19 protein-coding genes and 1 other annotated feature are annotated in these 23,611 nt (G+C 55.2%); of the genes, 16 read left to right on the forward strand and 3 right to left on the reverse strand.

Annotated elements, in window-relative coordinates; genetic code table 11:
• Positions 1 to 28: 28 nt before the first annotated feature.
• The 7 genes from ilvB (at position 29) to leuD (ending at position 8,257) form a co-directional block, all read left to right on the forward strand.
• On the forward strand, positions 29 to 1,684 hold the full coding sequence (gene ilvB, locus AN477_RS01285; RefSeq protein WP_054967531.1) for a biosynthetic-type acetolactate synthase large subunit: 1,656 nt from the start codon (positions 29 to 31) through the stop codon (positions 1,682 to 1,684).
• The gene (gene ilvN / locus AN477_RS01290) at positions 1,681 to 2,208 is read left to right on the forward strand and encodes an acetolactate synthase small subunit (RefSeq protein ID WP_054967368.1); all 528 of its coding nucleotides are present in this window, start codon (positions 1,681 to 1,683) and stop codon (positions 2,206 to 2,208) included. The genes ilvB and ilvN overlap by 4 nt, the downstream gene beginning before the upstream one ends.
• Before the next feature lie 147 nt (positions 2,209 to 2,355).
• Positions 2,356 to 3,396, forward strand: coding sequence for a ketol-acid reductoisomerase (gene ilvC, locus AN477_RS01295; RefSeq protein ID WP_054967369.1), 1,041 nt, complete (start codon positions 2,356 to 2,358; stop codon positions 3,394 to 3,396).
• Positions 3,374 to 4,915 carry a 2-isopropylmalate synthase gene (locus tag AN477_RS01300; RefSeq protein WP_054967370.1) on the forward strand — a complete coding sequence of 514 codons (1,542 nt, stop codon included), beginning with the start codon at positions 3,374 to 3,376 and terminating at the stop codon, positions 4,913 to 4,915. Before ilvC ends, AN477_RS01300 begins: the two co-directional genes overlap by 23 nt.
• A 72-nt stretch (positions 4,916 to 4,987) precedes the next feature.
• A complete protein-coding gene (leuB, locus tag AN477_RS01305) occupies positions 4,988 to 6,109 on the forward strand; it encodes a 3-isopropylmalate dehydrogenase (protein ID WP_054967371.1) in 1,122 nt (373 codons plus the stop codon).
• Entirely contained in the window at positions 6,075 to 7,505 is a 1,431-nt protein-coding gene (leuC, locus tag AN477_RS01310) for a 3-isopropylmalate dehydratase large subunit (RefSeq protein WP_425388102.1), read from the forward strand. The genes leuB and leuC overlap by 35 nt, the downstream gene beginning before the upstream one ends.
• Before the next feature lie 98 nt (positions 7,506 to 7,603).
• Positions 7,604 to 8,257 (forward strand): 3-isopropylmalate dehydratase small subunit, encoded by a 654-nt coding sequence (gene leuD / locus AN477_RS01315; RefSeq protein WP_054967372.1) that lies wholly within the window; start codon positions 7,604 to 7,606, stop codon positions 8,255 to 8,257.
• 194 nt (positions 8,258 to 8,451) lie between these two features.
• Here the strand turns inward: leuD and AN477_RS01320 are convergent, their stop codons facing one another.
• Positions 8,452 to 9,033, reverse strand: coding sequence for a CBO0543 family protein (locus tag AN477_RS01320; protein WP_054967373.1), 582 nt, complete (start codon positions 9,031 to 9,033; stop codon positions 8,452 to 8,454).
• A 149-nt stretch (positions 9,034 to 9,182) separates the two neighbouring features.
• On the opposite strand from AN477_RS01320, the gene AN477_RS01325 reads away from it, so the two are divergent.
• The 6 genes from AN477_RS01325 to AN477_RS01345 all read left to right on the forward strand — a co-directional run bounded on the left by AN477_RS01325 (position 9,183) and on the right by AN477_RS01345 (position 15,598).
• Positions 9,183 to 10,442: a hypothetical protein gene (locus AN477_RS01325; protein WP_054967374.1), complete on the forward strand. Its 1,260-nt coding sequence runs from the start codon at positions 9,183 to 9,185 to the stop codon at positions 10,440 to 10,442.
• Positions 10,443 to 10,496: 54 nt separating this feature from the next.
• Positions 10,497 to 10,631: a hypothetical protein gene (locus AN477_RS25615; protein ID WP_281176293.1), complete on the forward strand. Its 135-nt coding sequence runs from the start codon at positions 10,497 to 10,499 to the stop codon at positions 10,629 to 10,631.
• Between the two features lie 33 nt (positions 10,632 to 10,664).
• Positions 10,665 to 10,917: a binding site (T-box leader), on the forward strand.
• A 154-nt stretch (positions 10,918 to 11,071) separates the two neighbouring features.
• A complete protein-coding gene (gene aroF / locus AN477_RS01330) occupies positions 11,072 to 11,923 on the forward strand; it encodes a 3-deoxy-7-phosphoheptulonate synthase (RefSeq protein ID WP_245631669.1) in 852 nt (283 codons plus the stop codon).
• A gap of 202 nt (positions 11,924 to 12,125) precedes the next feature.
• On the forward strand, positions 12,126 to 13,079 hold the full coding sequence (locus AN477_RS01335) for a ring-cleaving dioxygenase (RefSeq protein ID WP_054967375.1): 954 nt from the start codon (positions 12,126 to 12,128) through the stop codon (positions 13,077 to 13,079).
• A 307-nt stretch (positions 13,080 to 13,386) separates the two neighbouring features.
• Entirely contained in the window at positions 13,387 to 14,160 is a 774-nt protein-coding gene (locus AN477_RS01340; RefSeq protein WP_054967376.1) for an RNA polymerase sigma factor, read from the forward strand.
• Positions 14,129 to 15,598 carry a WD40/YVTN/BNR-like repeat-containing protein gene (locus AN477_RS01345; protein ID WP_054967377.1) on the forward strand — a complete coding sequence of 490 codons (1,470 nt, stop codon included), beginning with the start codon at positions 14,129 to 14,131 and terminating at the stop codon, positions 15,596 to 15,598. The genes AN477_RS01340 and AN477_RS01345 overlap by 32 nt, the downstream gene beginning before the upstream one ends.
• A gap of 278 nt (positions 15,599 to 15,876) precedes the next feature.
• Here the strand turns inward: AN477_RS01345 and AN477_RS25170 are convergent, their stop codons facing one another.
• Positions 15,877 to 17,361, reverse strand: coding sequence for a hypothetical protein (locus tag AN477_RS25170; RefSeq protein ID WP_054967378.1), 1,485 nt, complete (start codon positions 17,359 to 17,361; stop codon positions 15,877 to 15,879).
• Positions 17,362 to 17,856: 495 nt separating this feature from the next.
• The gene (locus tag AN477_RS01355; protein ID WP_054967379.1) at positions 17,857 to 19,026 is read right to left on the reverse strand and encodes an LL-diaminopimelate aminotransferase; all 1,170 of its coding nucleotides are present in this window, start codon (positions 19,024 to 19,026) and stop codon (positions 17,857 to 17,859) included.
• Positions 19,027 to 19,350: 324 nt separating this feature from the next.
• On the opposite strand from AN477_RS01355, the gene AN477_RS01360 reads away from it, so the two are divergent.
• From AN477_RS01360 to lysA, 3 genes are all read left to right on the forward strand, one after another.
• Positions 19,351 to 20,088 (forward strand): ABC transporter ATP-binding protein, encoded by a 738-nt coding sequence (locus AN477_RS01360; protein WP_245631670.1) that lies wholly within the window; start codon positions 19,351 to 19,353, stop codon positions 20,086 to 20,088.
• Positions 20,085 to 21,947 carry a hypothetical protein gene (locus tag AN477_RS01365; RefSeq protein ID WP_054967381.1) on the forward strand — a complete coding sequence of 621 codons (1,863 nt, stop codon included), beginning with the start codon at positions 20,085 to 20,087 and terminating at the stop codon, positions 21,945 to 21,947. Before AN477_RS01360 ends, AN477_RS01365 begins: the two co-directional genes overlap by 4 nt.
• Positions 21,948 to 22,051: 104 nt before the next feature.
• Positions 22,052 to 23,611 (forward strand): diaminopimelate decarboxylase, encoded by a 1,560-nt coding sequence (lysA, locus tag AN477_RS01370; protein ID WP_083485834.1) that lies wholly within the window; start codon positions 22,052 to 22,054, stop codon positions 23,609 to 23,611.

Genomic DNA, 23,611 nt, shown 5'->3' on the forward strand with positions numbered 1-23,611 from the left:
GCACCCAAAACCCATTTCTGGAGCCCAGATGTTGGTCGAGGCCCTGAGACAGGAGAACGTCGAGTACATTTTCGGTTACCCTGGCGGTGCAGTACTGCCGATTTACGATGCCCTGTACGAATGCGGGATTCGCCACATCTTGCCGCGGCATGAACAGGGTGCCATTCACGCCGCTGAGGGTTATGCGAGGGTCACAGGCAGAACCGGAGTGGTGATTGGCACGTCGGGGCCGGGGGCAACAAACCTCGTGACAGGACTCGCAGATGCCATGATGGACTCGTTGCCGCTCGTGGTGATTACCGGTCAGGTTGGTACGCAGGTGCTCGGAACCGATGCGTTTCAGGAGGCCTCGATCGTCGGGATCACGATGCCCGTGACCAAACACAACTACCAGGTCCGGAACGTCGCAGACCTGCCGCAGGTCATCAAGGAAGCTTTCCACATTGCGAACTCGGGACGCCCGGGTCCGGTCTTGATTGACATCCCGAAAGACATCACACAAACCGAAGGGTTGTTCGATTACAGCCAACCGGTCAAAATCCCAGGTTATCAACCGACAGTTGTGCCAAATCGGTTGCAGATCCGCAAAGTCGCTTCTGCCATTCGCGCTGCCAAGCGTCCTGTCATCTTGGCAGGAGCGGGGGTGCTGCATGCGAAGGCAAACGAGGAACTCCTCCGGCTTGTCAATCAAACGCAGATTCCCTTGGCGCATACCTTGCTTGGACTCGGAGGCCTGCCAGGGTCCCATCCGTTGTTTCTCGGAATGGCTGGGATGCACGGGACTGTTGCGGCAAACACCGCGCTTTATGAAGCCGACCTGCTCATTAACATCGGAGCGCGTTTCGACGATCGCGTTACGGGAAACCTCGCCCACTTCGCGAAACAGGCGATTGTCGTCCATATCGATATTGACCCCGCTGAAATTGGTAAGAACGTGCCTACGGATATTCCGGTTGTTGGGGATGCCGGAGAGGCCTTGCGCATGTTGCTTGCTGAAAACCTTGTCGTAACGGAAGCCGCGGACTGGCGAGAATCTCTCGATAAACTGAAGCAAGATTACCCGCTTTGGTATGTCGACACGCCTGACGAGCTGAAACCGCAAAAACTCATCGAGCTCATCTCAGAGGTCACAAAGGGCGAGGCCATTGTGGTGACGGACGTCGGTCAGCATCAGATGTGGGCTGCGCAGTTCTATGGTTTTGACCGCCCGCACCGCTTTGTCACATCAGGCGGGCTTGGCACGATGGGGTTTGGTCTGCCGGCTGCCATTGGTGCACAGCTCGGCCGGATGGACAGCACGGTTATTGCGCTCCTTGGCGACGGGGGGTTCCAAATGACCTTGCAGGAACTCGCTCTGCTCGTCGAATACAGGCTGCCTGTGAAAGTCGTTATCGTAAACAACGGATCGCTTGGGATGGTCAGGCAGTGGCAAGAGCTGTTCTTTGGCAAACGTTACTCGGAATCACTCCTGAGGTCTGGTCCTGATTTCATCAAGCTGGCAGAAGCGTACGGCATTCGAGGTCATCGTGTTCACTCCTACGAAGAGGCAAAGGACGTCCTGAGCCGGGAAGTTCAGTACGACGGTCCTGTGTTAATTGACTGTCGGGTCACACCGGAGGAAAACGTGTATCCCATGGTGCCAACAGGCAAGGGTCTGCACGAGATGGTAGGGGTGAAACCATGAACCGTGTATTTGCAGTCACAGTCAACAATCATTCAGGGGTTTTAAACCGCATCACAGGCCTGTTCCTGCGACGCGGATTCAATATCCAGAGTATTACTGTCGGTGCGACGGAGACGGACGGCATCTCGCGGATGACGATTGTCCTCAATGTGGATGATGAACGCGACACAGAGCAGGTCGTCAAACAACTGCACAAGCAGATTGATGTCCTCAAGGTGCAGGACATCACCGAAGCCCCGATTGTGGCTCGTGAACTTGTATTGATTCGAGTGAACAGTCCGCTTACGACGAGATCGGAGCTGACCACACTGATCGGCCCGTTCCGCGCGTCCATCATCGACGTCAGTCGCGACTCCGTCACGATTCAAGCCGTCGGCAGCCCAGAGAAGGTGGAAGCGCTGATTTTCCTCCTTCAGCCGTACGGAATCAAGGAACTGGCCCGTACCGGTGTTACCGCAGTGCTCCGGGCAAACGACGCTGCTGAGTTGAGTCGGTCGTCGCGCAACTACGTGCTCTCGATTTAATTTGCGTCATCTATGGTTTCAACGTAATCCACAGCTAGTCTGCTTAGCGCATGCCTGCCCCAGTGCACACCTGCGTATCCATACACAGCTGCGCACGTTCCATTTCAATGAAGCAGGACTCAAACAACCAGAAGGGATGATCATTTCATGGCACAGATGTACTTTGATGACGATGTAACTTTGAACGCACTACAGGACAAAACAGTAGCGATTATCGGCTACGGATCGCAAGGGCATGCGCACGCACAGAACCTTCGAGACAGCGGTGTGGATGTCATTGTTGGCTTGCGCCGCGGCAAGTCCTTTGCAAAGGCCGAGGAAGACGGCTTTCGCGTCATGTCCGTCGGTGAGGCAACGGCACAAGCAGACGTCATCATGGTCCTCTTGCCAGATGAGAAGCAACCAGCTGTTTATGAAGCGGAAATTGCCCCAAATTTGAGTTCAGGTAAAGCACTCGCATTTGCACACGGCTTCAACATTCACTTCACCCAGATTGTGCCGCCAGCTGATGTCGATGTGTTCCTCGCAGCACCAAAGGGACCCGGCCATCTCGTCCGTCGTGTGTACGTCGAGGGCGGCGGCGTGCCGGCACTCATCGCTGTCCAACAGGACGCAAGCGGCAACGCAAAGGACATCGCACTCGCGTACGTCAAAGGCATTGGCGCAGCCCGTGCTGCTGTTATTGAAACGAGCTTCCAGGAAGAAACCGAAACCGACCTGTTTGGTGAGCAGGCAGTCCTCTGCGGCGGTATGTCTGCACTCATCAAGGCTGGCTTTGAGACCCTCGTCGGTGCAGGTTACCAACCGGAAATTGCATATTTCGAGTGCCTGCACGAGATGAAGTTGATTGTCGACCTCATTTACGAAGGCGGCTTGGAGTACATGCGCTACTCCATTTCGGACACGGCACAGTGGGGGGACTTTACCGCAGGTCCTCGGATTGTGACGGAAGAAACGAAAGCAACCATGAAACAACTGCTGAAGGAGATTCAAGACGGGCAGTTTGCCAAACAGTGGGTTCTTGAGAACCAGGTGAACCGACCCGTATTTAACGCTGTCAACCGCCAGGAGCAACAGCATTTGTTGGCCGTCGTAGGAAGTGAGCTGCGCGAAAAGATGCCGTTTATCCGACAGGGGAAACCATTACCCAAAGAGGTGGTTGCGAGTGCGCCGAATCGAAGTATTTGACACGACGCTGAGAGACGGAGAACAGTCAGCTGGTGTAAACCTTCATCGCCACGAGAAACTTGAAATCGCCTATCAACTGGAAGCGTATGGCGTCGATGTCATGGAAGCCGGGTTCCCGGCTTCCTCTCGGGGTGACTTGGAGTCGGTCAAGGAGATTGCCGGACACATCAAGGATTCCGTGGTTGCGGGCCTTGCCCGTTCGACAGTCGCAGATATCGACGCAGCCTGGGAGGCGTTACGGGGGGCGGCGGCACCGAGGTTGCACCTGTTTATCGGTACGTCTCCCATTCATATGGAGTACAAGTTTCGGATGACCCCGGAGCAAGTCCTGGAGTCCACCGTTGCTGCCGTACGTTACGCGAAGCAGTTTTTCTCAGACATTGAATGGTCTGCCGAAGACGCGACACGAAGTGACAGGGAGTTTTTGGCGCGTGTCATCGAAGCGGTCATCCGCGAAGGTGCGACCGTCATTAACCTGCCCGACACAGTCGGGTACACCACCCCCAGTGAGTACGCAGACCTGTTCCGCTACGTGCAGATGACCGTTCCCAGCATCGAGAAAGTCAAATTATCGGCGCACTGTCACGATGACCTCGGTATGGCTGTCATCAATACCCTCTCTGCTATTGGAGCGGGGGTTCATCAGTTTGAGGGGACCATCAACGGCATCGGTGAGCGGGCAGGAAATGTGGCAATCGAAGAGGTAGCGCTTGCCTTGGCTACTCGCAAGGACGTGTTTGCCGCCGAGACGGGGTTACAACTCGCCCAAACAGTGCGCACCAGCCGACTCGTCAGCAAGCTCACAGGAATGCCGGTCCCGCCAAACAAAGCGGTCGTTGGTGCGAATGCCTTTGCACACGAGTCCGGGATTCACCAGGACGGCGTACTGAAAAACAAGGAAACGTACGAGATTCTCAAGCCTGAGATGATTGGTCTTTCGAGTAACAGTCTGCCGATTGGCAAACATTCCGGGCGTCACGCGCTGCGTGTCAAGTGTGAAGACCTCGGGATCAAACTCGATGAGGCAGAGTTTTTGCGGCTCTTTAAAGCTGTTAAGGAACTGACGGACAAGAAAAAGCTGGTCACCGATGACGACATTATGGCTTTGGCCTATGACACAGTCGGCCTGGCAGAACAGCCGCATTACGAATTGCAGTCCCTTCACGTGTCTTACAGCGCAGGGTCCATCAGCACTACGACTCTTGAGCTCGTGAAACCGGACGGTGAGGTTGTACGCGAGGCTGCAACCGGCAGTGGCAGTGTCGAGGCCATTTATCACACGATTGAACGTGTCGTAGGCACGCCGCTCGAACTCCTTGATTACCGGATTCAATCCACTACGAGCGGGCGTGATTCGCTCGCCGAGGTGTACGTCAAGGTGGCGATTGACGGCAAGACAGGAAGGGGCCGAGGTGTTGACAACGACGTCCTTGCAGCCTCAGCAAAAGCTTATATCGATGCGGTAAACCGGATTTCCATGGTGACACAGCGCGCAGTCGAGCCGGTCACGGAGGCTTGATCTCGGTCGCGCCTGAGGCGACTTGGCGACTGAATGACCTGTCTCTCGAATAGCCTAGGGAAGGTGATCTCAATGCATGCAAAAATTGCAGTCCTACCGGGTGATGGCATTGGGCCAGAGGTCACAACCGAAGCGGTAGCCTTGCTCCAAGTGGTGGCTGAAGTCTATGGGCATCAATTTGAATTTGAACAAGGGTTGATTGGCGGCTCTGCCATCGACGATGCAGGTACGCCGCTGCCAGACGCGACCTTGGCTCTGGCCAAGGCCAGCCAAGGTGTCCTGCTTGGGGCGGTTGGCGGACCAAAGTGGGATAAGGAGCCTGCTTCTCGTCGCCCGGAGACCGGGCTCCTCGGACTCCGCAAAGGTCTTGAGGTGTTTGCAAACCTTCGGCCCATCACGGTGTTCCCAGAGCTTGTAGATGCATCTCCTTTGAAGCGGGAGGTTGTTGACGGAGTCGACATGTTGATTGTCCGTGAGTTAACAGGCGGCTTGTACTTTGGGCAGCCTCGCGGCCGATCCGCTGGAAAAGGCGGCATTGAGGTGGTCGACACGCTGCAGTACAGCGAACACGAGATTCGTCGAATTCTTCAACTTGGGTTCGAGATTGCCTCGCAGAGAAGCGGCAACCTGACTTCAGTCGATAAGGCAAATGTACTGGAAAGCAGCCGCGTCTGGCGGGAACTCGCCGAGGCGATGGCGGTCGATTATCCGGGTGTCACGTTATCGCATCAACTGGTTGACAGTGCAGCGATGCAGATTGTGCAAAACCCGAAACGGTTTGATGTGGTCGTGACGGAGAATCTGTTTGGTGACATTTTGTCGGATGAGGCGGCGGTCATCACCGGGTCCATCGGCTTATTGCCATCGGCTAGCCTTGGCGCGGGCGGGCCCGGGATTTACGAACCCATTCACGGTTCAGCGCCCGACATCGCAGGCAAAGGTGTCGCGAATCCACTCGCGACGATGTTGTCTTGTGCGATGCTGCTTCGGCACAGCCTGTCTCTCGAAGTCGAGGCGCAGGTGATTGAGGAAGCGGTCAAGCGGGTACTCGCAGAGGGGGCAAGAACGGCCGATCTGGCAGGTCAAAGCATCGGATCGACCGGCAACAGTCCGATAGGAACACAGGAAATGGCAAAGCGTGTACGTGAGGCGGTGAAGCGTGTTGCAGAAGACAGGGCCAAAAACGCTGGTTGAAAAGATTTGGGAAGCACACCAGGTGGCTTCCGAAGAGGGAAAGCCTGATCTGTTGTACATTGACCTCCATCTGGTTCATGAAGTCACATCTCCGCAGGCTTTTGAAGGGCTGCGTCTAGCCGGGCGAAAGGTGCGGCGTCCGGACTTAACGTACGCGACGATGGACCACAACGTACCGACAGATAATCCATTTGTGGTGAACGATCCGATTGCAGCCAAACAGATTGCCGTCCTTGAGGAGAACTGTAAAGAGTTTGCTATTGATCTGGCCGACCTGAACAGCTCCGCTCAGGGCATTGTCCACGTCATTGGTCCGGAACTCGGGCTCACACAACCGGGGAAGACGATTGTGTGCGGCGACTCCCACACTTCGACGCACGGGGCGTTTGGTGCCTTGGCGTTTGGGATTGGCACAAGTGAAGTGGAGCACGTTCTCGCCACGCAGTGTTTGTGGCAGTCAAAGCCGAAGACGATGCAAGTCAACATTGTCGGAGAGCGTCCGCACAGTGTGTCGGCAAAAGACATCGTGCTTGGCGTCATTGCAGCGAATGGAATTGGCTTTGGGACAGGACACGTGATTGAGTTCACAGGAGATGTCATCCGAAGCATGACAATGGAAGAGCGGATGACGGTTTGCAACATGTCGATTGAAGCTGGTGCGAGAGCAGGTCTTGTCGCACCCGATGAGACCACATTTGCCTACCTCGAAGGGCGCCGCTTTGTGCCAAGCGGGGACGCATTCGAGTTCGCGAAGGAAAAGTGGCGGACGCTTAGGACGGACGAAGGCGCAACGTATGACAAGGAAATCGTCTTTGATGTGACGGCCATGAAGGAACAGGTCACCTGGGGAACCAATCCTGGCATGGGTACCGATGTAGACGGCCGCGTGCCATATCCAGAAGAGATGGAAAGCGAATCTGCACGGCGGGCGACGGCCTCGGCGATTGCTTACATGGGACTGGAACCGGGCATGCGTATCCAGGATATCGAGATTCAGCATGTGTTTATCGGATCGTGTACGAATGCAAGGATTGAAGACCTTCGTATGGCGGCAAGCATCGTCCGGGGACGGACTGTCAAGCCGGGGGTACGTGCACTGGTCGTCCCAGGCAGCAAGCAGGTCAAACTGCAAGCGGAAGCGGAAGGACTTGACGAGGTCTTTAAGTCGGCTGGCTTTGAGTGGCGTGAGCCAGGTTGCAGCATGTGTCTTGGGATGAATCCGGATATCGTACCGGAAGGCGAGCGCTGTGCATCCACTTCGAACCGCAACTTTGAGGGGCGCCAGGGCCGTGGTGCGCGGACGCATTTGGTCAGCCCTGCGATGGCAGCGGCTGCAGCCATTGCAGGACGCTTCGTCAGTGCGAAGGCGATGCTCGAGGAGAGCATCGTGTCGTAGACAGGGTGGCAGGGAGCATCGATATCGTAGATAGGGCTGGCGGGCGAGCATCATGTCGCCAACTGAGTGAGATTTGAAAACGGGAGGGTGACCCACATATGGAGCCGCTTCGTCGTCATCGTGGCAAGGTCGCAGTGTTGGATAGGCTGAATGTGGACACGGATCAGATTATCCCCAAGCAGTTCCTGAAGCGCGTCGAGCGCAGTGGTTTTGGCCAGTTTCTCTTTTACGACTGGCGCTTCCACGCGGACGGCACGCCCAACCCACAGTTCGAGTGGGGCAATGGGAGTGCAGATGGGGCATCCATTCTGCTGACGGGGGAGAACTTCGGCTGTGGGTCCTCCCGGGAACACGCAGCATGGGCCCTGTCCGACTTCGGATTCCGTGTCATTCTGGCACCTTCATTCGCGGATATCTTCTTTAACAACTGTTTCAAAAACGGCGTACTGCCGATTGCATTACCTAAGGAGACGGTTGACCGTCTATTTGCCCAAGTGAAGGCTGCGGGGGACGGTGGGCAGGACTCCGGGTATGCATTGACAGTTGATCTGGAGCAACAGACGATCTACAACGACAACGGGCTCGAAGTCTCATTCGATGTTGATCCGTTCCGTCGCAAATGCCTCCTCGAGGGTCTTGATGATATCGGGTTGACGATGCAGTGGGAAGATCGGATCGCAGAGTTTGAGAAGAAGTACGCACCACGGGAGCGCTACGAGCTTTTCTCCAATTGCTACCTGAACTTCGAGTAGGAAGCGAAGTGGAAGTAAGAACAAAGGCAGGACGAGTAAAAGGCAGTGCAAAGCAAGGGCACGACAAGTAAAGGACAGTGCAAAGCGAGGGCACGACGAGTAAAAGGCAGTGAGAGCCAAAGCAAAGGCCATGGGAAAGTCGATGCAGAGGCAAGAAGGTTTGGCGTGCCCGAGTGGGGCACGCCATTTTCCGCTTATGAGGACTTCCGCAGCGCGTTTTGGCCGTTCGAGAAAATGGCCTCAACAACCATTCTTACAATGATGCCGATAAGGGTGTATATCGGGAAGGAGTAGATGGACTTCCAGTGTAATGGAACATATAGTCCCATGGACGTTGCCAGAGGTTCAAGCACAAAGGAAAAGAGAGCGGAAGTGGCGGAGACGCTGATAAGGAAAGAGCGCCACGACCGGAAGTACTGATAAACCCACATATAACTTACGGGGAGTGCAACAAAATCGACCGGAATGAATCTGCTGTAGGTGGGTGTCAACTGGACAGGGTAGTCCCACAAGAGCAGTTGAGCGCCCATCCCATCAAGAAGCGTGGTAACGATTAACACTGCCCCCCCAAACATCACAATCTGTGGGAGTCTGCCCCGGTCAACGGTTTTCCACCAAATCGTCCACAACAAAATGGACATGAGCACAAGAAACCACCATTCAAAGCTAAACAGCACATGGGTTCGCCAGAATGCGATCTGTGACGAAATCAGTGTTTCCTCCGTAGCTCTGATAGCCTGATATTCGCTGTCCAAGACGTCACCCCGGAAAACCATCAATTCAATGCGTCCTATTTATGCATTACGAGTGAATGAATTTCAAGAAAAAGGGATTTTGTAAAAATAAAGGTATTTATTAGTTTGCGTACGGTCATGATGATACCATCGTTCAGATATCCCTCGTCCGAAACGACAGGTGAGGCCATATGAAGCGCAATCCACCAGCTTATAGTCGTAATTCTGCCGTTGTCGGCATGTTTAGCATGAACCAACTGCACTATTCCAACCCGTGGGTAATCATGGCATGGTCATTCTTTTTCCCGGGCTTCGGGCAAATCATGCTCGGCCAGTACATCCTCGGATGGATCTTGTTTCTCTGGGAACTGTTCATCAATGTTCATGCCGGGTTTAACACTGCCATCGTCCTCAGTCTGACAGGACACTTCAAGGAAGCTGTCAACGTGCTGTCTGCCGGAGGGACCTACTGGATTTTACTGTATGGTGCAGTCTTTTGCTTTTCGTTGTTTACGAGTTACCAGTTGGCTGTTGAGGCAAATCTGCTCACGTTTGCAGCCATCGAGGAAAATGTTCCTGTGGGGATTTTCGCGATAAACTCGCTTCACTTTAATTTTGTCTCCAAACGACGGCCTTGGATTGGAGCGTGCTGGTCCCTTCTCATGCCGGGCCTTGGACAAGTTTACAACGGCAGGATCCCGTCATCCATTTTTATATTGGCTTGGTGGGTCGTGATCATCAATTTCTCTCATTTCTTGCCGGCACTGTTCTATACGTACACGGGCCACTTTGTAAAGGCCGTGTCTGTCCTCAATGTGGAATGGTTCCTTTTTATGCCATCCATTTACGGCTTTGCATTTTACAACTCATATCTGTCTACGGTTGAGCAAAATTCGCTGTTCGACCGGCAACAGGCCAACTACTTGAAGGCCAAGTACCAGCCGTTGTCGTTTCCTCTTAATCCGGATAAGGAGGGAAGGAAAATCCGCATTGTAGCCACTTTTGAACATTCTCCCGATCTCGAAACTGCGATTTTGTACATTCAACAGAAGGGTGTTCCTGAAGAGAAAATCCTCGCGATCCCGCTTGAGCAGAAGAACGAGGGACCGGCTGCCGGACTCAAATCGCTGTATTGGTTTGATATGAAAGGCTTCCTGGACTATCCTGCCCTGATGGCCGCGTGCTTTTGTGCACTCGGAGCTATTTATGGCTTTGTATTGCCGTGGGGACCTGTCATGTGGGGTTTGATCGGTTTTTTAGGCGGTCTTGGTCTCGGGATATTGGTGAAGCTGACTTTGCCTCGAAACCCAAAAAACCGGGCCAGCCGAGAGTCAAAAGTACAAGTGGTGTTGATGGTGGATTGTGAGGATGAACAGGTTCGTTCAGTCGAGGAGATTTTGTGGAGTCATCATGCTTTAGCCATTTCCAAGGTTGGGCAGCACACCGCATAGAGATTTGCTGTCGAACAGCGCAGACAACGCACACATCAGCAGGTGGGGAACATAGTGTTTCATATGGAGTGTCACGCCCTTGAGTGGTACGCATCCCTCGACACAGGGCAACTTGCTATACAACCGTTCCTTGTCTTAAAAGTGCCAATTATGCAAACGCCGCTTGACATTGCTGTAATTGGCGAGTAACATGACAACAATTCAACACAACAACTCCATACAACAATGGCTTGGATGAAGAGAGTACGGGTTCCTTTCAGTGCAGAGAGTCGGTGGTTGGTGAAAACCGAACTGAGGCGAATCACGGAAGTTCACTTCGGAGCCGCAAGGTGAAGTTCTTGGCATATCTAAACCACGTGGGTGCCCTGGATGGTAGCCTGAGCCGGAAGCGTCCCAACGTTTCCGTTATCACAACGAAGTGAAAGGCGTATGCCTTTGATTAGGGTGGTACCGCGAGATAATCCTCGTCCCTTCTGGGATGGGGTTTTTTGATTTTTTAGCGGTGTCACCGGGTCTTGGCGTCGATCTTTTATTAGGGTGGTACCGCGAGAGCCTCGTCCCTAACCGGAGGAGGCTTTTTTTGATCTCAATCGAACTTTTTTGATCTCAATAGAACGAGGAGGGGCATGATGAGCATTCATGGAAAAACACCAGCGTACAAACTTGCCAGTCGTGAACGTCATCCGGAACCAACTGTGGTTCGCGTCGGAAAGCAAGCCGTTGGAGGTGGGGCGAATACCGTGATCGCCGGCCCCTGTTCGGTAGAAAACCGAGAGCAAATCATCCAGGTCGCGCAACAACTGAAACAATACGGGGCTACGATGCTTCGAGGCGGGGCGTTTAAACCGCGGAGTTCCCCTTACTCGTTCCAGGGACTTGGCGAGGAGGGTCTTAAGTATCTGGCACAAGCGAGAGAACGCACGGGTCTGCCGATTGTCTCAGAGGTGATGGATATTGAACACCTCCCGATGGCCTGTGATTATATCGACGTCATCCAAATCGGGGCACGGAACATGCAAAACTATCCGCTGTTGCGCGCTGTCGGCCGCCTAAAGAAGCCGGTCCTTTTGAAACGTGGACTGTCCGCGACCATTGAGGAATGGCTGATGTCCGCGGAGTACATCCTGTCGGAAGGAAACCCGAACGTCATCTTGTGTGAGCGCGGGATTCGGACGTTTGAAACAGCCACGCGGAACACTCTCGATCTCAACGCCGTACCAGTGGTGAAGGACCTGTCCCACTTACCCATTATTGTTGATCCAAGTCACGGTGTCGGTATCGCGCGCTACGTGCCTGCGATGAGTCTCGCAGCGCTTGCAGCTGGTGCGGATGGACTGATTCTTGAGGTCCATCCCGATCCGGAACGGGCCATGTCGGACGGACAACAGAGCCTCACACCGGCAGAGTTCAACCTCTTGATGCAGCGGATCGAAAAACTGACTGCACCGATTGCACCAGAGGTTGCTGCGCGATCCGTTTAACAGCTTTGGCCCCCAAGCCTCACTCAGCCTGGTGACCGTGGGGACCGTACTCGCACGCACAGGAACGTTTGCCACCGGCGTTGTCTCCTGGCTGTGGTGTTGACAAAAGGTAAGTAACTAATATAAAGTTAACAATATGATAGGTGCTTACAAAAGATAAGCTAACTTTTGGGATGACACACTACAGTGGGAGCTGAGTGACATGAGTGAGGGGATTTTGGGGATTCATCATATCACGGCCATGGCAGGCGTCGCGCAGAAGAACGTTGATTTTTACGTCGGCGTGCTCGGACTTCGCATGGTGAAGAAGACGGTGAACTTCGACGCACCTGATGTATACCACTTTTACTACGGTGACTCGGTGGGTACGCCCGGAACCATCATGACATTCTTTCCTTTTGGTGAAGGACCCCGGGGAAGCTCGGGAGCTGGCCAAGCGACGGTCACATCGTACTCCATCCGACACGAGTCAGTGGACTTTTGGACACAGCGCCTGACGGAGTATGGGGTGTCGTTCAGCGGTCCGCAAGCGAGAACGGGCGGGAGGCAGGTCATTACCCTTCGCGATCCCGATGGTATTGCGGTCGAACTCGTTGCTCACGAAGGTGCAGATGCGAGACCGGGGTGGGGAGACGGTCCAGTCCCATCGGATCACGCGATTCGTGGATTTTACAGCGTCACACTGAAAGTGAAGCACCATGAGCGGACATCTCAGTTGCTGACAGATGTGATGGGCTTCCGACGGATTGAAGAAAACGGAAACCGCCATCGCTATGAAGTCGGCAGTGGGGGACCGGGAACGATTGTTGACGTGATTGGTCAAGAAGATGCGCAGTTTGCGCGAAACTCGCTTGGTACAATTCACCATGTCGCGTGGCGCGTTGCCGACGAGGAGGAATTGCGTCGCTGGCAGAAGAGGCTGATGGCCGCTGGGTTGAATGTGACGGAAGTCAAAGACCGCAACTATTTTCGGTCGATTTACTTTCGTGAGCCAGGCGGTGTTTTGTTTGAACTGGCAACGGACCCGCCGGGGTTTGCCATCGACGAGTCAGTCGACGCGCTTGGTGAGGAGCTGAAGTTGCCAGAGTGGCTCGAGGCGTCACGGTCGAGGCTGGAGGACGAACTCCCACCGATTACCTTGCCGGGTCGGAGTTGAGGTTAGTGCGCGGGGCCTGTTCACGTCGCGGATTCCTGGGGATAAGCGGCTCCCAGCCGCTTATCCCCTCACGGCGTAGGTAGAGAGTCAAATTGAATTCCATAAGGTAAGGCGTGCCGGTTGGGCACGCCTTTTTTCATAGAAAACCGATACACTGAATGCGAATCAGTGCGCTCGCTGCCGTGATGGGGCGTGATGGGGCGGCACCCCAGCAGGCAACAGGACGCGCCTTGCAACCAAATCAGGACGTGGTACGTCATTATCAGTGGATGACACGGTACCAATGGGTCCCGGAAAGGGGTGGGCCATGGAACAACTGAAGAAGGAATTGGCGTCCGTGATTGACGAGCTGTATGACCTCTATGCGGACGAATTGTATCGTTATGCGCGGTTTACCCTGCGAGATGCTCATCTCGCAGAAGATGTGGTGCAAGAGGTCTTTATTCGAGCCATCCGTACTTGGGACTCGTTCCGCGGCGAAGCTTCTGCGCGGACTTGGCTTTGGCACATTGCTCGCAACTATATGCGGGACGTCATGCGGCGGAAGCAGGTTCGCAACAGGCATAGCGTGCCTGATCCCGTTGAACTGTACGATGTTGGCACTCCATTTGAGAGTCTTGTGGAGCTTGAAGACCAGCTGACCAGACTGACGGATGATCAGCGCCAAGCTTTTGTCCTGCGCTGTATGCAGGACCTTTCGGTCCGGGACACTGCGGAGATCCTGGGGTGGACGGAATCGAAAGTGAAAAGCACATTGAGTCGTGCTCTCACCAAGCTGCGCGAACAGTTGGCTGAACCTGAGGCTAAGCTTGGCAAGGCCGGGCCGCCTGCTGACCTTGGCAAGGCTGAGCTTAGTAAGGCCGGGCCGCTTGGTAAGCTCGGTGAGGATGAGCTTGCGGCTCAGCTAGATAAGGATGGTCCTCCTGCTAAGCCAGGAGATCAGAAGTCAAGCGACAGGACATTTGTGCGCCGAACCAGTGTCTCAGATGCGTTACCAGATAAACAGATTCCCCCCCAGCCGACAGAGATTCACGAAGGAGGTGGTCCACGTGGATTGGAACGACCTGAAAGACAAATTTGAGCCACTGAATCAGAGCGTCAGGATGCCGAGTGATAGAAAAGAACAGATCAGACAACGCTTGCACGCTGAGCTTGAACATATTCATCAACCCCCGGAACCTTCCAGCCAAAGGCGAAACCGCCGGGTTGTCAGAGCGGGTTCTTTAGGCGCTGCTTTGGCTGCTGTGATTTGTATTGCCGCAGTCATCGATTATACAAATCACTTTGGGGTACAAAGTGGACCTGCGGCGGGTACGACCGTTACGGAGTCTGCGGCAAGTGCCGGAACAAATGCATCATCGTCGTCAGGCATTGCAGCGGGAGGATCATACAGTGCGGCCTCTAGCAACTCCTCCCGGAACTCGCCTATGCAGAGTAGCATCATACAGCCGGTGGGAACTCAAGGTGTGCAACTGACGGCTGACAAGCCGATCGAGATGTACGGCAATTACGGCTGGATGCTGACAAAATCAGGGCTGATGCACACCTCGGACGGCGGCCGCACATGGAATCAGACTCATCTGCCGATCCAAGGCAAACCGTACAATGAGGTCATCTCTGTTCTAAACGGGGCAGCAGTTCGGGTAGCAGCAGGAGTCGTAACGAACAGCCACGGGGTCATTGAAATCTTTCGATCCGAAGATAACGGTGTCACTTGGCAGACCACCACCATCAACGAAAACCTGCCTGGGAAAGGCAACGGACAGGTGCCGGCAACACTGACATTTTCCGACTCGAAGGACGGCTGGATGACGACAAGTGTGCCCAACTTCGGTATGGGAGGAACGCAGCCTGGGGCTCTGTACCGAACTACGAATGGAGCGGAGTCGTGGCAAAGGATGCAGCCAAGTGGCTTTACCAATGGAACGGTGCCGTTTCAGTGGATCACGTTTATCAACTCGACGGTTGGCTTCACGATTGGTGCACCTCAGATAAACGCCGACGCAGGTGTGACAAACGGCCATGATCAGCTTTACCAGACAACGGACGCCGGCATCTCGTGGACCAAGGTCGACCTGGCACTGCCTCCGGCTAATCGGATCGACATTTTGCAGCCACAGTTTACTGGAAACACAGGTTACCTTGCTGTGCTGATGCCGCAATCGAATGGCACCACGTCACTCAATTTGTTCCGTTCCACCAATGACGGTGCAACGTGGAAGCAGGTCAATGCGTTTGCCGTTGCGAAAGGAATCGGAAATGGAGTGACGATGTCCGTCAACGCGGAGTCAGTCTGGCTCTACATGAATGGCTATCTATGGGTCTCCACGGATAACGGGGCGCGGTTTACGGAAGTTCCAAACGTCCCTGGCGCAGTCACGGAAGTGGATATGACCGATGCCCATCGGGGTTACCTTGTGATTGCCGAGCCGCAGCCAGGAACGGCCGGCCAAACGCACACGTTATACCACACCGACAATGGTGGTTCGACGTGGACAAAGATTTCGCAACTGCCATAGGAGTTGCCGATGACAGGGGCAGGTATACGAGCCGCCACGGCCCGGAAGCAGGCTCGGGAAACCCAGGCTACGGAACCCAGGCTACGGAAACCAGGCCGAGTGACCTAAGCTAGCAGTCTCCGACAGACAGGTAAGCGGCGTGACGAGTGCAGATCTAATGACTCGCCGCGCCGCTTTTGTGTGGGAAGATGAACAGGTCTGGGATGGCACTGACAACACGCCTGGGATTGCGCTGACAACAGCCCTGGGAGCACGCTGATAATATTCTAGGGCTGCCTTTACGGCCCTGTCTGATAAGACACGTCATTCCTGGTCTCGGTTGGTGCACCGTTGATCCACCCGATGGTCTCATCAGAGACGAGGTCTTTCCCGTCGAACAGTCGCACCCAGAGGTCATCTCCAATCGGCGACTTCACTAAAATCCGGCTAGGCAGCTTACCGGCAGGCAGCCCACCATATGAGGCATCCGCCGATTCGTAGAATGAGAACAGGTTGGAGGATGGGTTCTTAGCGGTCTGCCAGGTCTGGCCGCCGTCCAAGCTGAACTGAACCTTGTTTCCGACGATCATCTTCCACTCGTTGTCGATGGCAAAGGCGGGGATGGACAAAATCAAGTTGTTGCCAGATTGCTTAACGAGCAGGTCATTCATAATGTGATAGGTTTTCGTAATCGAGGCCTGGTACCCATCTGGCGGCTGTCCAGCAGGAAAAGTATTGGCTTCGTCGCGGATAGGGTAGACCAGTTGGTCGTACCCTTGTGCTGCCGGGCGGTACCCCCGACTGAATGCATTGACATTGGCTAGGAAGCTGGTCATGTCTTGCTGACGAACGCACAACCCATCCCCAGGACCGAGGTTTTGGTAGGCTGTAGTCGGGTAACCGCCTGTGACGCCGTTTAACAGACCAACAGTCCGATCCCAGACGAGGGGTTGATCGTAACCGGGATCGTAGATGGATGGATAGATATGAATATGCGCATAGGCGAGGTAGAGGCTTGAGAGGTCGCGGATGCGATAGTTGATGTTCGCACCGAAGTACGTGCTCGAAATGCCGTCACGGATGAGTCCTTGCTCAATCATGGCATGAATGATGCCCCAGTCCGGGTTCGACGTGGGGAGATCCTTGAAGGTGCTGGTTCCTGATGGGTCCGGCTTGATCCCGATATCCTTTCCAAAGTCGGCGAGGACCTGGAGGTTCGAGAGGTACCCAGGCTTGACCGAGTCGTCGAAGGGACCGTTACCGGATCCCAGAATGGTCGATCCGCCACTATTTCCAGTGGAGCTCGATCCGCTCGCGTTCGCACCGCCGTTCGCACCGCCGCTCGCACCGCCGCTCGCACCACCGGTCGATGATTGGCCCGCACCGCCGCCAGCACCTGATTGTGATTGGGCGCTACCACTGCCTGGTTGATTTGTAGGATTGGCCACCCCATTCTGAGTGGAACCAGATAAAGGACCCTGGTTGCTGCTGTTGGGGTTCGCACTTGTGGAGGCCAAATTTGATGACCCGGAGGTGTTCTCCGCTGCGGTATTAGCGGGCGTGTTTGCGGAACCGCTCTCGGCAGTATTGTCGCCATTCGACGATTGGTTTGTCAGAGCTGTTGCCAGAGCATTGCTATTGGTCGAGGCGTGGCTGAGTGCGTTGCTGTTTGAAGTGACCGGATGTTGCGCGTGGTAAATGACTTTGGCGCCAGCGGCACCGGCTACTCCGATACCGGCAATCGCGACGAGGGTCGAGGCAATCGATGTCCATTTTATCTTCACAAGGGGCGGGCTCCTTTATCGGTACTAGCTCCGTCTGCAGTGTGGGATCGGGCTTCTTGGCAGCGGCAGGCCCTGTCGGACCATGATTGGTGCTGACAGGGCTTGATGGGCCCTGTTTGGCGTTGGCAAGGCTTGATGGGTCCTGTTTGGCCAAGCCCGACACACATCGCATTCTAATCCTCTTTCAAATTGCGGGTCGTGACCCGCAAATCCTGCTGGGAGTTGGTGGGATTCCATCGTGGGGTCCAACACTGAAACCGGCGTAGCGGAACTGGGTTCCTCTATGGCGGGGGTCGCCTGGTGCTCGTTGTGACATAGCGGAACTGGGTTCCTTTATGGCGGTGGCCCGCTGGTGCCTGTTGGGAGATAGCGGAACTGGGTTCCTTTATGGCGCCCAAGGAGGCCAAGGAGGCCAACCGCCAACCGCCAACCGCCAACCGCCAACCGCCGTCCCCACAACCTGCGCTCCCCAGCCCGCCTAAGCCTGCCTACTGCCTACTGCCTGACCTTCAGAAATCTGCCGATTCGGTCGGCTGCTTCAGCTAGGCGCTCGGCCGACTGGACGAGCGCGATCCGCACATATCCTTCGCCCTCTTTGCCGAAGGCATAGCCAGGGGTGACAGCGACACCCGCTTCGCTGATGAGCGAAAGGGCAAAGTCATGTGACCCCCATCCCGTCGGCAGCTTTGCCCAGAGAAACATCGTGGCGTGCGGCCTGTCCACTTTCCAACCAACGGTTGCAAGGCCATCCACGAGTGCGTCCCGCCGAGCCTCATAGATGTGGGCCTGTTCATCGAGCAACGCCGGATCAGATAGGAGCGCCGCAGTCGCGGCGTGCTGAATTGGAAGGAACACACCGTAGTCGATATGGGACTTCAGCAGCCCTAGCGCGCCAAGCACGTCCGCGTTACCCAACACATAGCCAATGCGCGCCCCTGCCATATTGAACGTTTTGGAGAGTGAATTGAACTCGATGCCCACGTCCTTTGCACCCGGCACTGACAAGAAGCTGACTGGACGGATACCAAACACCAGCTCGGAATAAGCAAAGTCGTGCGCGATCACGATGTTATGCCGCTTCGCAAATGCGATGGCTTCCTCAAAGAACTCCTTTGTCGCTAGCGTAGGGACCGGGTTGCCAGGATGGTTCAAGATCATCAACTTGGTTTTCGACAAAATTTCCTGGGGAATGTTGTCGAATTTCGGGAGGAATCCATTCTCTTCCCGGAGCGGCATGGTGTGCAGCGTCCCGCCTGCAATGTGGACACTTGCGTGATAAATCGGATACCCCGGATCCGGTGCCAATACGACATCCCCTGGCTCCAAAAGAGACATCGCCAGGTGGGCAAGCCCGTCCTGAGATCCCATCACCTGCAGCACTTCTGTTTTCGGGTTAAGCGTTACACCGTAACGCTTTTCGTAGAACGCAGCAGCTGCAACTGCGAAGGATTCCGTGCCGGACAGCGCGTATCCGTATAGGTTGACATCCTGAACTGCCTCGGCCAAGGCGTTTCGGACCACTGGCGGCGGGGGAAGGTCTGGACTGCCGACACTCAGATCGATCACGTCTAACCCGCGCAGTTGCACCTCGCGTTTACGGTTTGCGAGTTCGGAAAAAATTCCAGTTGGAAGTTCACGTAGTCGGCGTGCCGCCAGATGAGTCACATCATCGCCTCCAAGCTTAATCACATGATGCTACTGATTATAACGGGATCGGGCCGTTGGTGGCAGTAGAATTCATAAATTCAGACGCAAGAGTCAGAAATCTGGCCGGAGCGTGCGTGTTGTCTGATATGATAAAACGAGAAAATTCAGTCGCGCCAAAGGGGACACAAGCTCGGGGGCAATGACTCGATACGGTGAGAAGGGAGCACCTAGCCAACTGGGGCCGGACCAGGCCCCAGTGACAGGGGGATCCGCCAGCCGAGCGAGAGGAGCTCCCCATGCGCGCGAAGGATGCAACTGAAGCGGGAGAAGAGGGGATTCGGGGTGCTGGAGGCAACGGGACTGCGCAAGGAATTCGGACACAAGGTAGCCGTGGAGGACGTGAGTTTTACCCTCAACAAGGGAGAATTGTTTGGCTTTCTGGGGCCAAACGGGGCAGGCAAGACAACTACTATCCGTATGCTTGTCGGATTACTCCGCCCAACTCGCGGTGAGATTCAAGTAGCGGGTGTAGACCTGCAGCGTCGCCCTATGGAGGCCAAGCGCCGGCTTGGATACGTACCGGATCGGCCTATGGTGCACGACAAACTAACGGGGCGAGAGTTCCTTCGTTTCATGGCGAGTCTGTACGATTTGCCTGCACGTGCGGTCGATGAAGCAGACCATTGGCTCGAGCAGTTCGACCTCACTGAGTCCGCGGACGATCTCATTTCGACCTACTCGCACGGTATGAAGCAGAAGATTGGGCTGATTGGGCAGTTGATCCATGAGCCGGAGGTCCTGCTGCTGGATGAACCAACCGTTGGGCTCGATCCGAAGAGTGCCCGCACACTTCGCAACGTTTTGAACGGGTTGTGCGCCAAAGGGGTCACGGTGCTTATCTCTACGCACCTGTTGCCGATCGCGGAGATGATGTGCCACCGAGTCGGCATTATGGATAGAGGGCGGCTGATTGCCATCGGATCCATCGCTGAATTACAGGAACGCTATCACACAGAGTCAAACCTCGAGGACCTGTTCTTACGCCTGACGGAGGCTGCAGAAGGGGAGAGACGTACATGAACGCGTTCTGGGACGACTTTCGCAAAGCGCGGAACTTGAACCGGTGGCAGCGTCTGCTTCGGAAACGGGACGCAAAGCGCACGCCTGTAAGAATCATTCTGATGGGCATCGTGGGGCTGTTCATGCTGTTCAGTGTCGGATCGGCGTCAGTCAGTCCTCTGATGGCAGTCCGCGGGGACGTACAGGGGATGAACGGGTTCGTTGTCTTTGCCTCGGTATTGGCAGGGGCATTCCTCCTCTACATTCAACTCGTCGTGGTCTACCAGCGGCTCGTCGTTGAAGACTCGTCGATCATGCTCGTAGCCCCCATCACAGGCCGCGCCATTCTCATGTTTCGACTCCTGGAGGGTTTCAATATCACGCTCTTTTTTTCACTGCTGGGTCTGCCTATGATTGCAGCCTACCTTTGGCTGTCCCACGCTCCGTGGATCGCGTATCTTATTGGCCTCGCCGCGATTTGGGCTTCAGCCTGGTTGATTGTCTCGGTTGCACTCCTGTTGATGACATTGCTGCTTCGCATCATTCGTCGTCCGATTAGCCGGGATATGCTCGGGGTGTTTAGTTCCCTTGTGGCGATCGCGATTTTACTCGGTACTCGCGTCCTGGTTCATGACGCTGTTGGCAGTGCCGGCGGGCCGGGCGGTACCGGTCCTGACACGTTGTTCGCGAACTGGCTTTCACCGGGTTTCATCTACCTGCCCCTCTCTTGGTTTGGATACAGCCTGATTGGGCTGGGCAGCGGGATCACGATGGGGTTTGTCTACTTTCTCTTCATCTTGATTTTTACGGCCGTGGTGGCAGGCCTGACGTTTTCGGTTGGCAGTCCCATCTTGCATGAACGGTTGACACAGCTGTCCGATGCCGCAGCACTTGGGCGACGCCAAGGGAAGGCTGCTCGTAAGATGGGCATATTTGGGCTAGGACAACAGAGTGAGCATGCAACAGGTACCCGGCAGGGCCGCCAACAGGCTGACCAGGGTACCCTGCAGGGCCGCTACCAGGCTGACCGAGACACCCGGAAAGGCCGCCAACAGGCTGACTTTGACACTCTGCAAGGCCGCCAACCAGCCAACCGTGGACGGCTGATATGGGAGGTTACGCGTAAGGACCTGCTGCGGCTTCGCCGCACACCGGTCGATCTCGCGAATTACCTGTTCCCGACTGCCTATCTGTTGTATTTTGCGACTCAACCGGCGAAGGTTGGAGGTGGGGCTTTGTTCGGGCTGCTTCCGGTATTCATCCTCGTTCTCGCCAGTACCATGGGACGTGTGCCAATTTCGAGCTTTGGGCTCGAAGGTGAACAGGTCTGGCTCTATCTTCAGGCGCCTGCCCCCAGCAATACCATCCTGTGGGCAAAGTGGCTGTATGGAACCTTGCCTACTTTATTATGGTGGGAAGTCCTCTGTGTTTTGTTGGCCGTGTTTCATGCGCTTTCTGTCGGCTTGGCTGTTTTGCTTGGTGTTGCTGGCTTCTGGCTGATTCCAGGAGCAGTGGCCCTGACACTGCCATTTGCCATTCACGGTGCAGCATTCATTCCGCGTATGGTAGGTCGTCGAAATCGGTACGTGAACGCGAGAAGCGCTTGGTATATACTCGTGATATTTCCGTACTTGTTATTACAGGTAGCTGCACTTGGCGCGGTGTCCATTGGGCTGTTGCCGTCGGTTTCGACCAATGTCTTGATGGGCGGGTTCATCCACCAGTTGCAGTCTGTCAGCTGGCTTATGTATGCGGGTCTCCTTGCCTCTATACTGATCACGGGTGTTGGAACTCTCATCGGCCGCTCGATGGGGCTTGAGGCGTGGCGAAACAAACGCATCCAATTGTATGAAACCGGCAGCTTGGACGGTCAAGGCTAACGACCAAAGCTAACGACGATCAAGGCTAACATGGAACGATTCTGACGCGCGTTCGCGCGAAAAAATAGAAGTGGCTGAAGAGGCTGTTTAGGAGTGGAGTTGGAATGGCAGAGGAGCAGAGGGCAGAGGACATGGCCCCTGGTGTGCTCGAGTGGCCGGGGCACGGCACGTGGGGAACGATGGAAGTGCTCGACAATCAGCACCTTTCTATCGGTGGCTGCGATGTGGTCGAATTGGCAAACCAGTTTGGAACCCCTCTCTTTGTCTATGATGTGGAATGGGTGCGACAGCGGATCCGCGGTATCTTGCAAGCCGTTAAGCGAAGCAACTTAAACGTACGCGTATCCTATGCATCGAAGGCGTTTTGCACCGTAGCTGTCTGTCAACTCGTTCACGAGGAAGGACTCGGTCTCGATGTCGTTTCTGGCGGTGAACTGTACACGGCGCTGCAGGCGGGCGTGCCGGCGAGTGACATCCACCTGCACGGGAACAACAAATCCTGGGCTGAACTGGAATTCGCTGTTTCTTCGGGCATTGGACTCATCATTGTCGACAACTTTGTCGAACTCGACATGTTGTCGGAGGTCGCAGACAAGTTGGAGAAAGACGTGAGCATTCTCCTCCGGATTTCTCCGGGCGTCGAGGCACACACACATGAATTCATCTCCACAGGGCAGCAGGACAGTAAGTTTGGATTCGATCTTGAAAGCGGGCAAGCTGAGGATGTGCTTACCCAGTTGGGGGACTATCCGCGGCTGCACTGTGTGGGGTTGCACTCCCATATCGGATCGCAAATCTTTGAACCCCAGGGATTCACGGCTGCGGTATTTCGAATGGTGGAATTGTACAGAGACGGCCTGGCGTTGGGGCTGCCTTTGAAGATATTAAACCTTGGTGGTGGATTTGGGATCCGATATACATCCGGAGATCGTCCCCTGGCTTTCGATGTTTATATGGATGCGATTGAGACTGCCTTAACGGAGGCATGCAGGCGCCAAGGGGTGCAGGTTCCCGAGGTCTGGCTGGAACCTGGACGCGTGATTGTCGGGCCTCCGGGGACGACGCTTTACACTGTGGGGACGCAGAAGTCCGTGCCTGGTGTGCGGAACTATGTGTCCGTCGACGGCGGCATGACAGACAATCCTCGACTTGCGTTGTACGGAGCAAAGTATGAGGCAGTCCTCGCCAATCGGATGGATGAGGCATGGGGGAACCATTGGTTGCGTGGGGGAGTGGAAGGGAGCGGATCGACAAAACTCGTCAATAGGCCACTACGAGACGAGACGGGAGTGCCAACACCGCACGAAGCCAAGACGCTCGTACTGCACGCAAACAAGATGCCGGTAATGGGCGATACGGGTGTGAATGGAGTTCTTGACAATGCACACGGGCAATCGGAAGGATCGTCTCTGGAGCGCTGGTCGGTCGCCGGCAAGTGCTGCGAGAGCGGCGACATGCTCATCTGGGACGCCACACTGCCGCATCCGAAGCAGGGAGATGTGTTGGCCGTGTTTTCGACGGGAGCCTACAACTACTCGATGGCCAGCAACTACAACCGTAATCCGAAGCCTGCTGTGGTGTTTGTGGAGAACGGAAACCCAACGGTTGTCGTGGAGCGTGAGACGTGGGCGGATATGGTGAGGCAGGATCGGCCGCTCTACTGA

The sequence above is a fragment of the Paenalicyclobacillus ferrooxydans genome (genome assembly GCF_001399675.1).
Taxonomy (GTDB): Bacteria; Bacillota; Bacilli; order Alicyclobacillales; family Alicyclobacillaceae; genus Alicyclobacillus_B; species Alicyclobacillus_B ferrooxydans.